This is a genomic window from Streptomyces sp. NPDC055140 (assembly GCF_053607285.1).
This window is the reverse complement of the sequence record NZ_JBSGTG010000007.1, coordinates 196690-211263: the sequence shown is the minus strand read 5'-3', so window position 1 is coordinate 211263 and position 14574 is coordinate 196690. Positions and strand designations below refer to the sequence as shown.

Genomic DNA, 14574 nt, shown 5'->3' with positions numbered 1-14574 from the left:
GACCTCGGTCCCGGCCCGCCTCCACGGCGGCCGGGGCCGTATGCGTTCCCGGCCGCACCCAGAGCGTCACCAAGAGTGACGCACGCCACGCGGTTTCCATCCGGGGATGGACGTCAGGCAAGATGGGGTGTATCTGCCCACACATCGATTGCCGGACGGTTTCTCTTGGCTGAGTTCATCTACACCATGCGCAAGACGCGCAAGGCGCACGGCGACAAGGTGATTCTGGATGACGTCACCCTGAATTTCCTGCCCGGCGCGAAGATCGGTGTCGTGGGTCCCAACGGTGCCGGTAAGTCCACGGTGCTCAAGATCATGGCGGGCCTCGAGCAGCCGTCGAACGGCGAGGCCTACCTCTCGCCCGGGTTCAGCGTCGGCATCCTCATGCAGGAGCCCCAGCTCGACGAGTCGAAGACGGTCCTGGAGAACGTGCAGGACGGCGCCGCCGACACCATGAAGAAGCTCAACCGCTTCAACGAGGTCGCGGAGCTCATGGCGACCGACTACTCGGACGCCCTCCTCGATGAGATGGGCAAGCTCCAGGAGGACCTGGACCACTCCAACGCGTGGGACCTGGACGCGCAGCTCGAGCAGGCCATGGACGCCCTGGGCTGCCCGCCCGGCGACTGGTCCGTCAACAACCTCTCCGGTGGCGAGAAGCGCCGTGTGGCGCTGTGCAAGCTCCTCATCGAGGCCCCCGACCTGCTGCTCCTCGACGAGCCCACCAACCACCTGGACGCCGAGTCGGTGAACTGGCTGGAGCAGCACCTCTCGAAGTACGCGGGCGCCGTGGTCGCCGTGACCCACGACCGCTACTTCCTGAACAACGTCGCCGAGTGGATCCTCGAGCTGGACCGCGGTCGCGCGCTCCCCTACGAGGGCAACTACTCGACGTACCTCGACAAGAAGGCCACGCGCCTCAAGGTCGAGGGCCGCAAGGACGAGAAGCGCGCCAAGCGGCTCAAGGAAGAGCTCGAGTGGGTGCGGTCCAACGCCAAGGGGCGCCAGACCAAGTCCAAGGCCCGTCTCGCCCGTTACGAGGAGATGGCCGCCGAGGCGGACAAGATGCGGAAGCTGGACTTCGAGGAGATCCAGATCCCGCCGGGCCCGCGCCTGGGCAGCATCGTCGTCGAGGTCCAGAACCTCTCCAAGGCCTTCGGCGACAAGGTCCTCATCGACGACCTGTCGTTCACGCTGCCGCGCAACGGCATCGTCGGCGTCATCGGTCCGAACGGCGCGGGCAAGACCACGCTGTTCAAGATGATCCAGGGCCTCGAGACGCCGGACAACGGCTCGATCAAGGTCGGCGACACGGTCAAGATCTCCTACGTCGACCAGAGCCGCGCCAACATCGACGCGAAGAAGACCCTCTGGGCCGTCGTGTCGGACGAGCTCGACTACATCAACGTCGGCCAGGTCGAGATGCCGTCGCGCGCGTACGTCAGCGCCTTCGGCTTCAAGGGCCCGGACCAGCAGAAGCCGGCCGGCGTCCTGTCCGGTGGTGAGCGCAACCGCCTCAACCTCGCCCTGACGCTCAAGGAGGGCGGCAACCTGCTGCTCCTCGACGAGCCGACGAACGACCTCGACGTCGAGACCCTGTCGTCGCTGGAGAACGCGCTGCTCGAGTTCCCGGGTGCGGCCGTGGTCATCTCCCACGACCGCTGGTTCCTGGACCGGGTCGCCACGCACATCCTCGCCTACGAGGGTGACTCCAAGTGGTACTGGTTCGAGGGCAACTTCGAGTCGTACGAGAAGAACAAGATCGAGCGCCTCGGCGCGGACGCCGCGCGTCCGCACCGTGCCACGTACAAGAAGCTGACGCGAGGCTGATCGTGCGTCATATCTACGCCTGCCCCCTGCGCTGGTCGGACATGGATGCCTTCGGGCATGTCAACAACGCTGTCTTCGTGCGGTACTTGGAAGAAGCGCGGATCGACTTCATGTTCCAGCTGGCGCCCGGGGACGGGTCGCCGTCGTTCTCCGGCGGGTCCGTCGTGGCCCGCCATGAGATCGACTACGTGCGCCCGCTGGTGCACCGGCACACGCCGGTCACCATCGAGTCGTGGGTGACGAAGATCGGCGCCGCGTCGCTCACGATCGCGTACGAGATCAAGGACGAGGACCAGGTCTACGTGCGGGCCTCGACCGTGGTCGTGCCGTTCAACCTGGAGGCGCAGCGGCCCCGGCGGATCACCGCCGAGGAGAAGGCGTACCTCCAGGAGTACATGGACGACAGCGCCGACAGCGGCTCGGAGGCGCTGGCCGCATGACGGCACCCGTGCTGCACTTCGCCGACGCCGGGGAAGGGGCGGACCTCGCCGCCTTCCTCGGCCGGCTGGTGCACTACGACCGGGCCGCCGCCGTGCGGCTCCAGGCGGGCGGACAGGCGCTGGCCGTCTTCGGGCGGCCGCCGTCGTTCGAGGTGCTCGCGATCCGCACGGCCCGCCTCCTGAAGCCGTACGAGTACGGGCTGGACAGCTCGCTCGACGTGACCGTGTCGGCCGGTGAGCTGCTCGAGTCGATCGACGAGGCCGCCGGGACCGCGGGTGTGCCCGCCGCGGTGACCGGGCCTCCGTGGGCCGGTGTCCTGCCCCCTCGTGGCGGCTGGGAGCTGGTTCCCGGCTTCCCTGACGTGGATGTCGTGCGCGGGCTCGTACGGGCCGCTGTCGCCGAATTCAAGGCGCGTGTCGAGGAGTTGGCTCCCGACGCGCGCACCCGCGCCGAACTGGACCGGATCGGGCGCGAGATCTGGTCGCGGACCATCGGCGACACCGGAGTTCCGGTGCGCGCCGTCCACGCGGCCCAGTCGCTCGGCTTCCTGCGCGGGGACGCGCTCGACCTCCTGAGCAGCGGTTCGTGGCTACGGCTGCGCACGGCCTACGGCTCCGTGGCGCTGCGACGCAGCAACGGGCTCTCCGGCCTCTCCGTGACGCCTGCCTGACCGACGGCACCGGACACCCTCTTGCCGGGCAGGGATCAGCCCGGCTCGGTGTCGTCCGGCCACACCCCGATGTGGTCCTCCTCCAGCTCCAGGAGCACCCTGTCCCGCATTCCCAGTGCCCGCGTGTGGTCCGCGGGGAGCTGGAGCCGGCCCGCGCGGTCGAGCATCGCGTACTCCCGTGAGATCAGGGACTCCTGGCCCGTCGCCGCGTCGACCTCCGTGCGGCGCAGGACCTCCGTCGAGGTGCGGCCGTCGCGGATGGCGACCGTGCGGCGGACCTCGGAGGCGACGGTCTGGTCGTGCGTGACGATCACGATGGTCGTGCCCAGCTCCTCGTTCGCCGTGCGGAACGCGGCGAAGATCTGCTCGCCCGTGTGGGAGTCCAGTTCGCCGGTCGGCTCGTCGGCGAGCAGGACCGACGGCTCGTTGGCGAGCGCCACCGCGATGGCGACACGCTGCTGCTGGCCGCCCGACAGCGCCTGCGGACGCCGGTCGCGGCAGTCGCCGACCCCCAGCAGATCGAGGAGCTCCACGGCCCGCCGGGACTTGTGCGAGCGCTTGGTGCCGCCCCTCAACTGCATGGGCAACGCCACGTTCTGAGCTGCCGTCAGGTAGGGGAGCAGATTGCGGGCCGTCTGCTGCCAGACGAAGCCGACGATGTCCCTGCGGTAGCGAAGGCGTTCCTTCGCGCCCATCGTGAGCAGGTCGCAGCCCGCGACCTTCGCCGCTCCCGCAGTCGGCTCGTCGAGCCCCGCGAGGATGTTCATCAGCGTCGACTTGCCGCTGCCGGACGCGCCGACCAGGGCCATCAACTCGCCCTCGCGCACCAGGAGATCGAGCCCCTGGAGCGCCTGCACCTCGACGCCGTCCGTGGAGAAGATCCGCACCAGCCGGTCGCAGGTGATCAGGGCGTCATGGCCGTACGCGGGCTGCTCGCGGCGGTCCGCGGCACGCCGTTCGAGATCGGCGAGAGTGGGGTCGGTGGTGGTCATGATGTCTCTCCCGGTGTCCCTTCGGCCCTCGCCGCTGACGTTGCCGATCCTGCCGCTGTGGTGACGTCGTACGCCTGCTGTCCCGATCGGTTCATGACGCTTCCCCCGCTCTCAATTCCCGCACGAAACCCCGCCGTCCGGTCCACCAGGCCTGACCGGCTGCCACGGCCGTGGCGAGCAGGACGACGCACAGTGCGGGCAGCAGGAGCGACAGGGCGTCGGTGCGCAGCTGCGCCACCGGGCCCCCGTCACCGGCCGTGGCCAGGGCCAGACCCGTCAGGTCGAGGCCCGGCGAGAGGAGCCGGATCGCCGCCCACCCCGTGAGGGCGCCGCCTGCCGCGGCGAGCGCGGCCTGGGGGAGCGCTTCGAGGATGAGGAGGCGGCGGGCCTGGCGCCGGGTGAGGCCCATGGTGCGCAGGCGCGCGAGGAGCGCGGTGCGTTCGGGGGCGGCGCGTGCAAGCGCGAGGAGCAGGGTGAGGGCCGCGTACCCCCCGCCGATGACGACGGCCGCCGAGTAGACGCGGGCGGCGCCGGTCTGGAGGGGCGAGTCGACGTACCGGGCGCGTTCGGTGGCGCGCAGCCGCACCGACACCTTGGAGCCCGCGGCCTTGCGCAGGGCGGGCCCGTCGATGTGGTCGCCGGTGACGAGGAGGGAGCTGGGGAGGTAGCGGGACGCGATGTCCTCGTTGGCCTTCTGCCCGATGCCGACCCGGCGGGCCAGGGCCGTCCTGTCGACCACGAGGAAGTCGTCGGACAGGGCGGGCGTGGTCGTACGGACCTCGGAGATGCGCAGCACGATGTCCTCGCCGTCCATCCACAGCGAGAACGGCCCGGTCCCGAAGACGTCCCGCATCGAGGGGGAGGCCAGCACGGGGAGCGGGGAGGCGGCGGTGCCGGTCTTCGCGGCGTCCGTCGTCAGCGCGCCGGCGGGGAACTCCCCGAGGTCCGTACGGGCGGCCAGGCGCGCGTACGACGGCGTGTCCACGACCGCGAGCGGCACCTTGCGCCTGCCGTCCTTCGGCTCGGCGTCGTACCGCAGCGTCAGCGGCGAAACGTCCCGCACCCCGGGCATCTTCCTGACCTGCCCGGCGAGCGCGGCGGGCAGCGCGGAGCCGGACTCGACGCGGGCGTCCGCGCCGGTCGCGAGAACCGCCGCCCGGTCCCGCTCGTGGTCGATCCCCGCGAGGACCGAACCGCCGAACGCGGCCGTCGTCAGCGCCGTGAGCAGCGCGAGCAGGGGGAGTACCGCCGTACCGGCACCGGCCGTCGCGCGGCCCGTCCTCGCGAGCGACAGATAGCCGACGACGCCGCGCAGCCGCCCCGCGGGGCGGGCCAGCCAGCGCAGCGGCAGCGGATACACGCGAACGAGGACGAACGCGGCGACGACACCGACCAGGACCGGCGCGAGCGAGACGAGGCCGTCCCCGCCGTCGGACGTGCCCCGGCGGCGCAGCGCCACGATGGACGCGACCGCAAGAACGAGCAGGGTGAGTTCGGCGACGGTGCGGCGGCGCGAGGGGCGGGCGTGGGCGAGGTCGTCGCGCGCGCCGCCCACGTGGACGCGGCGGTGCGCGGCGGCGGCCCGCAGGGGCAGAGCGAGGCAGGTGAGCAGGACGACCGCGGCGGCCGCGAGCACGGCGGGCTGCCAGCGGCCGTGCCGGACCGCGACCAGCGCGAGCGTGAGTCCGGCAGCGCCCGCGGGCACGGCCACGACCGCCGTCTCGGCGAGCAGCCGCCCGGTGAGCCCGCGCACCGAACCGCCCCGCGAGCGCAGGACGGTGAACTCGGCTCGGCGCCGCTCGGCGGCCAGGCCGCCTGCCATCAGGAGCACGATGCAGGCGACCGTGCCCGTGCCGTACGCGGCGACGGAGACGACCGGGCCGATACGGGACCGCAGTTCCTGGTAGCCGGTGATGAACTCGTCGAGGCCGGTGGCGACCTCGGTGTCGCCGCTCGTGGCCCGGCGCACCGCGAGGAGACCCGGGCCGTCCTTCGTGTAGGCGAGAGCGGACTTGAGGGCGGGCATGGTGCGCGCGTCGAGGGAACCCAGGTCGGGCGCGAGCTGCCAGAACTGCTCCGGTTCGCCGGCCGTGTTGAGCAGCGCGGGCGCCGCGTCGGGCGCGAGGAGGATCCCGCCGACCCAGAAATTCGACGGAGGTCTCGTCTCGGTCTGGCGCAGCGACGGGGCGGCGAGGAGCGGAGAGGCCGCCCAGTACGAGGCTCTGGGGTCCTTCGCCTTCAGGACACCGGTGATGTGCACGGACACGTAGCCCTTGATCAGGGCGGGTACATGGACCACCGAACCGGGCTCGATGTGCAGCGCCTCGGCGGTCGAGGCCGTCACGGCGCCCTCCACCTCGGTCGTCTCCAAGGTGACCTTGCCCGTCACGCGCGGCAGCCGCCCGGCTGTGACCGTGCTGTGCCGGGCGAGGCCGCTCTGCGCGGAGAGCGTGAACTCGGCGGCCAGCCCGTCGGGCTGCGGCAGCCACTTGTCGGTGGTCGCCGCGAGCTGCACTGTGGTGCGCAGCCCGTACGAGGACTGCGCCTTGTCCACGGCGAGCGGCGCGTGCAGGGAGCCCACGATCGCCTCGTACGCGGCGCTCATGGACTCGGTGCGCATCATCTCGTCCCGCGCGCCCGGCTCCTGTTCGATGCCGGGCTCCGAGGTGGTGAGCTGGAGGACGGTGCGCTGGGGTACCGCGGACGAGACCGCGTGGCGCAGGCCCGCGTCCTCGTAGTCCTGGACGGCGCGCGGGAACACGGCGGCCAGGCACGACGTGAGGGCCACCAGGAGGGCGAGCGCGCAGGCGGCGCCGGGTGCGGTGCGCAGACGGGTGCGCACCCAGGGGGCGACGGTCGGTGGCGTCATGTCACTCACTCCCCTGGCGGCGCAGTGTGATGGCGGCGTCCGGCGGCCGGCGCAGGGCGATGCCCGCGGTGATCAGGACGGGCGTCACCGCGACGCCCGCGAGGAGCAACAGGACCTGCCCCCAAGGCAGTTCGACCAGGACCCGGGGCATCGGCTGGGTGGCCTGCCCGGTCAGGACGACGAGCGGCACGACGGCTCTCGTGAGGAACGAGCCCAGGGCCAGCCCCACCAGGAGGGCGAGCGCGACCAGGATGCCCTGCTCGGCGGCGACGAGACGCGCGAGCTGGCGCCGGGGCGCGCCGAGCGCCCGCAGGATCGCGAACTCGTCGCCGCGCTCGCGCATCGAGCCCGCCGTGTTCACGGCGAACCCGACCGCGGCGAGGAGAGCGGCGGCGACGGCGGCCGCGGCGAGCGCAGACTGCGGTCCCGCGCCGAGCGGGTCGTCGCGCAGCGACTCCGCGATCTCGGACCGCACCACGACCTGCGCCGGGTCGGCGTCGGGGCGGGCGCGCAGCGCGGCGGCGGCCTCGGCACTGCGGCCGGGCTCGGTGCTCAGCCACCACTCGTCGGGCAGGACGGTCTCCTTGTGCCGGTCGGCGAGCGCCCGGTTCAAGGTGGGCAGATCGAGCAACAGGGCGCCCCCGTCGGCGGACCTGGGGCCGGTGGCCGTGCCGGTCGTGGTGTCGGCCCCGGCCTCGGGTCCTGTGGTCGGCAGGGCGCGCACGCTCGCGGAGATCCGCACCTTGACGGGCGAGCCGTCGACGGGCACGGCGACGATGGACCCGACCTCGGCGCCGGACGAGCTCAGGAAGCGGTCCGTGGCCACGGCGGTGACCTCCTTGACCGGAGGACGCTTCGCGGTGAGCCGGACGCTCATGCTGGGCGGCTGCCCGAACGGGATGGTCGCCGGATCGAGCTGCCCGGTGTCGAACCCGACGGACACATGGCCGCCCGACGGACGCTCGACCACCGGGGCGTCGGGCCGGGTGTCACCGTTTCCTTCCGCGCCACCCCGCACGGACGCCTGCCACCGCGTGCCCAGCTTCAGTGACTGCTGCGCCCCCGCCGCGTTCACGGACCGCAGCCCCTCGAACGTCAGGCGGTGCTTCACCGTCTCGGTGACGGACTGGTTGATGTCGAGGGCCAGTCCGGTCAGGGTCAGCGGGGTCGCCGCCCGGTCGAGGGAGGAGCCGCCGCTCCCGCCGAGGTCCAGGGCGAGCCGGTGCGCGCGCCCGTCGGCGGGCAGGTCGTCCAGGAACACCTGGTACGGGGTTCCGTAGCGGTCCTCGACGGTCGCGGTGACGGCGCCCCGCACATCGGACGGTGAGGCGTCGTGCGGACGGGCGGGCGCGCTCAGGCGCAGCGTGAGGGAGGCGCCGGCCGCGTCGGCGGGCAGCACGACGCCGGGCGAGCGGCCGTCGCCGCCGGTGCGCAGCGACGACAGCAGCCACGACGGGGACTTCGACGACATGTCGTCCCGCAGCATCAAGTGGTCCGTGGCGTGCGCCGTGTCGAGGGCGAGGAGCGTCGCCTCGCGGCTTCCGGTCAGGGGAATCGGCGCGCGGAGGGCGGGAGCCGCGTCCCGTACGCCGGGAGCCGCCGCGTAGACCCCGGCCTGGCCGAGCCCGCCGCCCGGCGCGAGGACACGGATGGAGGCGCCCGCCCGGAAGTCCGCCTGGTCCTCCTGCGAGCGGTTCCAGGACGCGCCCTGCCCGATTGCCAACATGCCCATGGCGACGGCGAGTACGAGGAGCAGGACGGGGCCCGCGCCACGCAGCGGGCGGCGGCTGAGCTGCCAGCCCGCGAGCGCCGACGGCAGCCCGCGCCCACCGGCCGCGCGTCGCTCCGCGAGCTTCGCGGCGGGCGGCAGCAGCCGCAGCGTCAGGACCGTACCGGCGAGCAGGGCCAGGGCGGGGGCCGTGACGAGGAGCGGGTCGATGCCGAGGGTGCCCGAGGCGTTGCTGCTGAGCGTGCCCGAACCGGACGTCTGCCGGTCCAGCTGCCAGTACGCCACGGCCGCGATGACCAGGAGCCCGACGTCGGCGCCCGCCCGCAGCGGGGCGGGCAAGGCCCTGGCCCGGCCGCGCTCGGGACCGGCGGCGCTCAGCGAGGGCACCGTCACGGCGAGCGCGCAGCCCACCGCGACCGCCACGGCGACGAGCCACACCCCGCGGTCGGCGTTCACGTCGAGCCGCAGCCCGATCCGCGACAGGGCACCCCAGGAGGACAGCAGCCGGGTCAGCGGGCCCGCGAGGAGCGGCGCGCACACGGCGGCGGGCAGCGCGAGCAGCACCGCCTCGATCGCAGCGAGCGAGGTCACCCGGGCCCGCGAACCGCCGCGCGCCCGCAGCATCCACGTCTCGCCCGCCCGGTCCGTGCTCAGCAGCCGGGCGACCAGCAGCAGCGTGTATGTGGCGAGCAGGACGAGCTGGAGCGCGACGATGAGGAGGGTGGAGCGGGAGACGAGCAGGGCGCGCTCCGCCCGGTCGAGGGTCTCCGGCAGCGAGGTGGTCACCCCGGTCGTGCCCGCGAGCGCCTTCTCGTGCAGGAGCGCCCTGGTGCCTTCTAGGGCGCTGGTGCGCAGCGTGTCGATGTCCGACGTCGTCACCGACGAGAAGTCCGCGGACGCCAGCCAGGCCGACTTCCCGGCGGAGACCCGGCCGGCCGCGAGGTCGGAGGGGGCGGCGAACAGCGGCCCGTACGTCGTGAAGGAGATCTTCTGGATGCCGCGGCCGCCGAGGTCGTCGAGCTTCCAGTAGGGGGCGGTCGGCCGGACGGGCCGGTACACGCCGGTGAGCACGACCGACACCGTGGGGCCGCCGATGCGGTCCTTCAGGGTGAGCTTGTCGCCGGGGCGCAGCTTCAGCTGCCGGGCGGCGGTCTCGGGGAGCGCCGCCTCGACGGGCGCCTTCGATCCCTTTGATGCCTTGGATCCTTGTGCCGCCTTGGGGCCGCGGCCCTTCGTGATGCGGACCTCGCCGCGCTCCAGCGCCGCGAACTGCGTCAGGTCGGGGTTCCCGGAGCGCGCGGCGGGCGGCTGGAGGGAGCGCGGCAGCGCGTACGGGCCCGACCTCATCAGCGTCTGCACCCGCACCGGCAGACCGTCGAAGGTGATCCGCGCCCCGGACCGGACCGCTGCGTCCGCCGCCTCGCGGCCCTCGGTCGGCACATCGGCCTTGACCGTCAGCGCCGTGGTCGCGGCGTCGCGGGTGCGCAGGCTGTTGCGCAGGGCGGCGTCACCGATCGCGCCCGAGAAGGCGCTGAGCATCGCGAGGACCGAGGTCGTCAGCAGGACCGCGAGAAGCGCAGCCGTCAGGAGCAACCGGTGCGCGCGCACCCGAAGGAGAACAAATCCTGACACCCCTGCCCCCGTACCCGCTCTACGTCGTACATCCCCCGAAAGTCTGTCCGGATGCTTTCAGAGCGAACGGAGTTGGGGAAGGGGTCTGCACCGGATAGCGGGGGCGGTGCGCCGGATAACGGCGTCTCAGCCCTCCGTGTTCACCATCGAAGCCGCAGCGTACGTCAGGTAGTTCCAGAGCGTGTGCTCGTGCTCCTCGGGCAGGCCGAGCTCGTCGACCGCGGTCCGCATGTGCCGCAGCCACGCGTCGTGCGCCGCCCGGTCCACGGCGAACGGCGCGTGCCGCATCCGCAGGCGAGGGTGGCCCCGGTTGTCGCTGTAGGTGCGGGGACCGCCCCAGTACTGCATCAGGAACAGCGTGAGGCGCTCCTCGGCCGGACCCAGATCCTCCTCCGGGTACATCGGCCGCAGCAGCGGGTCCTGGGCGACCCCCTCGTAGAAGCGGTGGACCAGGCGCCGGAAGGTCTCCTCGCCGCCGACCTGCTCGTAGAAGGTCTGCTCCTGAAGCGTGCCGCGCGGAATCTCGGTCACGTCGGTGGGCCTCACAACTCTCGCTCGGGTCACCCCGATGCCTTTCCGGCCGGGGGTCCGGGGTCGTCCCCCGGGAAATGCAGCACGTGTCCATCGTCTCAGACGACCGGGACGAGGGCTTGAGGCCTAGGGCCTCTCGTTCGGATCTTGCCGGGCTCGCCTGATCCGAACGAAAGACCCCAGGACCGGTCCTCCCCGCACCCGACTACACCCCGGACGGGGGCTCGCTCTTACGCCCCCGGCACAGCACAGTGGACGCATGGGCGCACAGGGCACGGACCCGGATGCGGGAGCCGACGCGGCACGGGCCGCGCTCGTGCGGGAGATCGCCGTGAGCGGGGCCTTCGACGGCGACCCGGCCTGGCGCGAGGTGTTCGAGCAGGTCCCGCGCCATGTGTTCGTGCCCTACTACTACCTTCCGGCGCCGACCGGCTACCGGCGGCTGTGGCGCGAGGACCCCGACCCGCTGGAGCGGGAGCGCTGGCTGCGCGGCGCCTACGCCGACGAGCCGCTCGCCACCCGGGTGCGCGACGGTGAGCTGGTGTCGTCCAGCAGCCAGCCGTCCCTGATGGCACGGATGCTCGTCGAGCTGGACGTACGCGAGGGGCACCGCGTCCTGGAGATCGGCGCGGGCACCGGGTACAACGCCGCGCTGCTCGCCCGACGCGTCGGCGACGAGAACGTCACCACCGTCGACCTGGACCCGGAGATCACCGAGTCCGCGCGCCGGCACCTCGCCGCGGCGGGCTTCCGGCCCCATGTCGTCACGGGCGACGGCGCGGCCGGCTGCCCCGAACACGCCCCGTACGACCGGATCATCGCGACCTGCGCGCTACGTGCCGTACCCAGTGCCTGGCCCGCGCAGTGCCGGCCCGGGGCGCGCATCCTGGCGCCCCTCGCGACCGGCCTGATCCTGCTCACGGTGCGCGAGGCCGGTCTCGCCGAGGGCCGCTTCCTGCACACGCCCGCCTACTTCGTGCCCCTGCGCGGCGGGACGCAGGGCGAGGAACCGGTGCAGCACATCGGCGGGCTGCCCCGCAGGGTGCTCGCCGACGACCTCTTCCGGTTCCTGCTCTCGCTGACCGCGGGCCGGCTCGACCCGCACGAGGCCCTCGCCCTGTGGGAGCGGGAGGGACGGCCCGTGCGGGAACGGTTCGGCATCACGGTCCGCGGCGAGCGCGAGTGGGCCTGGCTGGACGACCCCGAAGGGCCGTACGCCTGGTCCCTGCGTCCCGACCGGATGTAGGGACTAGCCCCGGTGGATCGTGATCGTCGTCCAGGCGCCCACGTGCACCCGGTCGCCGTCCTGGAGCGGCACGGGGACGAAGGGCTGGATGGGCTCGTCGCCGCCGTTGACCGTGGTGCCGTTCGTCGAGTTCTGGTCGACGACCGCCCATGATCCGTCCGGCTGCTGCACCAGCACGGCGTGCTGATGCGAGACGCCCGGGTCCTCCGGCGGCACCGACAGATCGATGTCGGGGGTGTCGCCCGTGGAGTGGCGGCGACGGCCGATCGTCATCTGGTTCCCGGCGAGCCGGCGCTGCTGCTCGGGCGAGTACGCGGGCAGGTTGAGGCCCGAGGCCTCGGGCCCGCTGCGGTGCATCATGGCCATGAAGTACTCACGGTCCGGGCCGATCGTCGCGCTCCAGGACACCGGCTGCTGCTGGAAACCCTGGGGCGCCTGCGGGGCCTGGGTCTGCTGCGGTGGCGGGAAGCCCTGCGGGCCGCCCGGCGCCTCGGTCGCGCCGGGACCCTGACCCTGCTGCGCCGGGGCCGACGGGGGCGAAAGCACCCAGTCGTCACCGCCGCCGAACGACGGACCAGGCGGAGGCGGCGGCGGACCCTGCGGGCGGCCGGTCTCCTGCGGGAACGCGGGCGGGGCCGGCGGACCCGGCTGCTGGAACGCCTGCGGGGCGCCACCCGTGCGGGGGCCCGGCGGGGGCGGCGGGGCCTGCGCCGGGCCCCCGCCGAACGGCGGGATCGGCTCGGCGGGCCGGTTCATCTGCGAGGGCCGCGAGCCCTGGTACTCGAACGAGTCACCGGGACCGGGCGGCGGCTGCTGGAAGCGGAGCGCCGGATTCGGGCCGACGGGGCCCTGGCCGGGGCCGGGACCGGGAGCCGGCGGGTTCGGCGCGGCCGGGGTGTAGGACGTGGCCGTGTTCGTCAGGAAGTTCCACCGGCACTCCTCGCAGAACGGCGCGCCGCCCTCACGGGGCGTGCGGCACTGCGGGCACAGCTCGGGGCCGGCGCCGGGCGGCGGCGGAGCGGGCTGCCCCGCGTTCCCCGGCGGCGGGTAGCCGTAGCCGGGAGGCGGGGTCTGGCCACCCTGGGGGTAGCCGTAACCGGCGGCCGGGGGCGGCGGCGGAGGGGGCGGGGGTACGGCACCGGCCATGCGGTGACCGCAGACCTCGCACCAGTCGTCGGAACCCGACTGGTGTCCGTTCGGGCAGGTCGGCATGTCGGCGCTTCCCCCTCCGTTACTTCGCTACGTCGTCACTTCTTGACACGGACAGTCTTCGTGGACCGGGTCTCGAGGGTCATTTCGTCGGCCTCGGCGACCCTGGCCTTCAATCGAACAGTACCTTCCGCGGCGTCGACCACGTCCACCACCTTCGAGAGCAGTTTGGCCGTATCCGCGTTCCCGGAGGCCGCGGCGAGCTGCACCGCGCGTCCCAGCTTGGCCGTCGCCCCGTCCGCATCGCCCGCTTTGCGGGCATCCAGACCCTGCTGGATGACCTGTGCCAGTTCCGCCTGACCTGTGTAGTGCGCGACCTGCGGATTGATCGACGTGGACACCGTCATGTCGTCCGTCCACACGGCCCGTACGAGTCCCTGTGCGAGGGTCTGCGCGCTGCCGTCGGCGCCCGGGATCACCAGCGAGACGCGGCCGGCCAGCATCTCCTGGCCGAGCTCGGCGTTCGGGACCTGTACGCACACGTGGTAATCGCGGGACTCGTCGCCCCACGATCCCGTCGGGTAGTCGCCCGCGCGGGGCCCCACCTCGACGCGACGGTCCGTCAACTCCTCGACGGTGGGCGCCACTTGCTTCACGAACTTGATCTCGGCGCCGAGCGGCGTCCACAGCCGCAGCGCGACGTCCGCGACCTCCTTGCCCATCGCCGTCTCCATCATCCGCGTGAAGTCGGCGGCCAGGCCGGCCGGGTCCGCGACGATGTCGGCGGTGCCGAGCATGGCCGAGGCGATCCCCGTGACCTCCTTGACCTCCCAGTCCGTCCCCACGCCACGCGCGTCACACGTGAAGCGGCCCGCGCAGGCGTCGAGCGCGGCCTTCAGGTCCTCGGGCGACTCGTGCTCGTTGCGCCCGTCGGTCAGCAGGATGCCGTGACGCACCGAGGACGCGGGGACGTCGGCGGCCCACAGCAGCCGGTCGGCGAGGCGCAGCCAGGTGCCGATCGCCGTGCCGCCGCCCGCGGACAGCTTCCGCAGCGCCTGCTTGGCCTGGTCACGGGTCTGCGCGTCGGCGACCGCGAGCCGGCCACCGCCCGGGAAGACCTCCTTCGCCACATGCGTCCCGCCGATCACGGCGAAGTGCACACCGTCGCGCAGGGTGTCGATCGCGGCGGCCGTGGCGTCTCGGGCGTTGCGCATCTTCGTCGGCGGGTAGTCCATCGAGCCCGAGCAGTCGACCATCAGCGCGACCGCCGCGTCGGCCCCCCGGCCCGCGGCGTAGAACTGCGGAGCGGCCACCGCGCCGCCGCCCGTCGACGTCACGGTCACGATCGCGTTGACCTCGCGGCCGCCCTCCGGCAGGAACTCGTTCTGATAGACGTCGACCGAGAACTGCGGAACGCTCGACTTCGAGAACTTGGCCATGGTTGTTGGTCCCCCCTACACCTTCGTGCACCTACGCGGAACTTCC

At 72.9% G+C, this 14574-nt stretch carries 10 protein-coding genes; 4 read left to right on the top strand and 6 right to left on the bottom strand.

What is annotated here, in order from left to right; all coding sequences use genetic code 11:
* Positions 1-165 precede the first annotated feature (165 nt).
* From ettA to ACWFR4_RS16385, 3 genes are read left to right on the top strand one after another with little or no spacing between them, the layout of a single operon-like run.
* A complete protein-coding gene (gene ettA, locus ACWFR4_RS16395) occupies positions 166-1830 on the top strand; it encodes an energy-dependent translational throttle protein EttA (RefSeq protein ID WP_453462361.1) in 1665 nt (554 codons plus the stop codon).
* Entirely contained in the window at positions 1830-2270 is a 441-nt protein-coding gene (locus tag ACWFR4_RS16390) for an acyl-CoA thioesterase (protein WP_453462420.1), read from the top strand. Before ettA ends, ACWFR4_RS16390 begins: the two co-directional genes overlap by 1 nt.
* Entirely contained in the window at positions 2267-2941 is a 675-nt protein-coding gene (locus tag ACWFR4_RS16385) for a hypothetical protein (protein ID WP_453462359.1), read from the top strand. Before ACWFR4_RS16390 ends, ACWFR4_RS16385 begins: the two co-directional genes overlap by 4 nt.
* A 35-nt stretch (positions 2942-2976) precedes the next feature.
* On the opposite strand, the gene ACWFR4_RS16380 is transcribed toward ACWFR4_RS16385, so the two are convergent.
* The 4 genes from ACWFR4_RS16380 to ACWFR4_RS16365 all read right to left on the bottom strand — a co-directional run bounded on the left by ACWFR4_RS16380 (position 2977) and on the right by ACWFR4_RS16365 (position 10694).
* Positions 2977-3933 (bottom strand): ABC transporter ATP-binding protein, encoded by a 957-nt coding sequence (locus ACWFR4_RS16380; RefSeq protein WP_405481137.1) that lies wholly within the window; start codon positions 3931-3933, stop codon positions 2977-2979.
* A gap of 91 nt (positions 3934-4024) precedes the next feature.
* Positions 4025-6802: an FtsX-like permease family protein gene (locus tag ACWFR4_RS16375; RefSeq protein ID WP_453652989.1), complete on the bottom strand. Its 2778-nt coding sequence runs from the start codon at positions 6800-6802 to the stop codon at positions 4025-4027.
* A gap of 1 nt (position 6803) precedes the next feature.
* The gene (locus ACWFR4_RS16370; RefSeq protein ID WP_453652987.1) at positions 6804-10163 is read right to left on the bottom strand and encodes an FtsX-like permease family protein; all 3360 of its coding nucleotides are present in this window, start codon (positions 10161-10163) and stop codon (positions 6804-6806) included.
* 126 nt (positions 10164-10289) lie between these two features.
* A complete protein-coding gene (locus ACWFR4_RS16365) occupies positions 10290-10694 on the bottom strand; it encodes a globin (protein WP_453462349.1) in 405 nt (134 codons plus the stop codon).
* A 259-nt stretch (positions 10695-10953) separates the two neighbouring features.
* Between ACWFR4_RS16365 and ACWFR4_RS16360 the strand changes: the two genes are divergently transcribed.
* A complete protein-coding gene (locus tag ACWFR4_RS16360; RefSeq protein ID WP_453462346.1) occupies positions 10954-11940 on the top strand; it encodes a methyltransferase domain-containing protein in 987 nt (328 codons plus the stop codon).
* 3 nt (positions 11941-11943) lie between these two features.
* On the opposite strand, the gene ACWFR4_RS16355 is transcribed toward ACWFR4_RS16360, so the two are convergent.
* Positions 11944-13152, bottom strand: coding sequence for an FHA domain-containing protein (locus ACWFR4_RS16355; protein WP_453652985.1), 1209 nt, complete (start codon positions 13150-13152; stop codon positions 11944-11946).
* 35 nt (positions 13153-13187) lie between these two features.
* On the bottom strand, positions 13188-14528 hold the full coding sequence (locus ACWFR4_RS16350; RefSeq protein ID WP_453652983.1) for a vWA domain-containing protein: 1341 nt from the start codon (positions 14526-14528) through the stop codon (positions 13188-13190).
* Between the last annotated feature and the right edge of the window lie 46 nt (positions 14529-14574).

Bases quoted from the DNA above. Each gene is read 5' to 3' on its own strand.
- ACWFR4_RS16355 (WP_453652985.1), bottom strand. From the start codon at position 13,152: ATGCCGACCTGCCCGAACGGACACCAGTCGGGTTCCGACGACTGGTGC.
- ACWFR4_RS16375 (WP_453652989.1), bottom strand. From the start codon at position 6,802: ATGACGCCACCGACCGTCGCCCCCTGGGTGCGCACCCGTCTGCGCACC.
- ACWFR4_RS16385 (WP_453462359.1), top strand. From the start codon at position 2,267: ATGACGGCACCCGTGCTGCACTTCGCCGACGCCGGGGAAGGGGCGGAC.
- ACWFR4_RS16380 (WP_405481137.1), bottom strand. From the start codon at position 3,933: ATGACCACCACCGACCCCACTCTCGCCGATCTCGAACGGCGTGCCGCG.
- ACWFR4_RS16350 (WP_453652983.1), bottom strand. From the start codon at position 14,528: ATGGCCAAGTTCTCGAAGTCGAGCGTTCCGCAGTTCTCGGTCGACGTC.
- ACWFR4_RS16360 (WP_453462346.1), top strand. From the start codon at position 10,954: ATGGGCGCACAGGGCACGGACCCGGATGCGGGAGCCGACGCGGCACGG.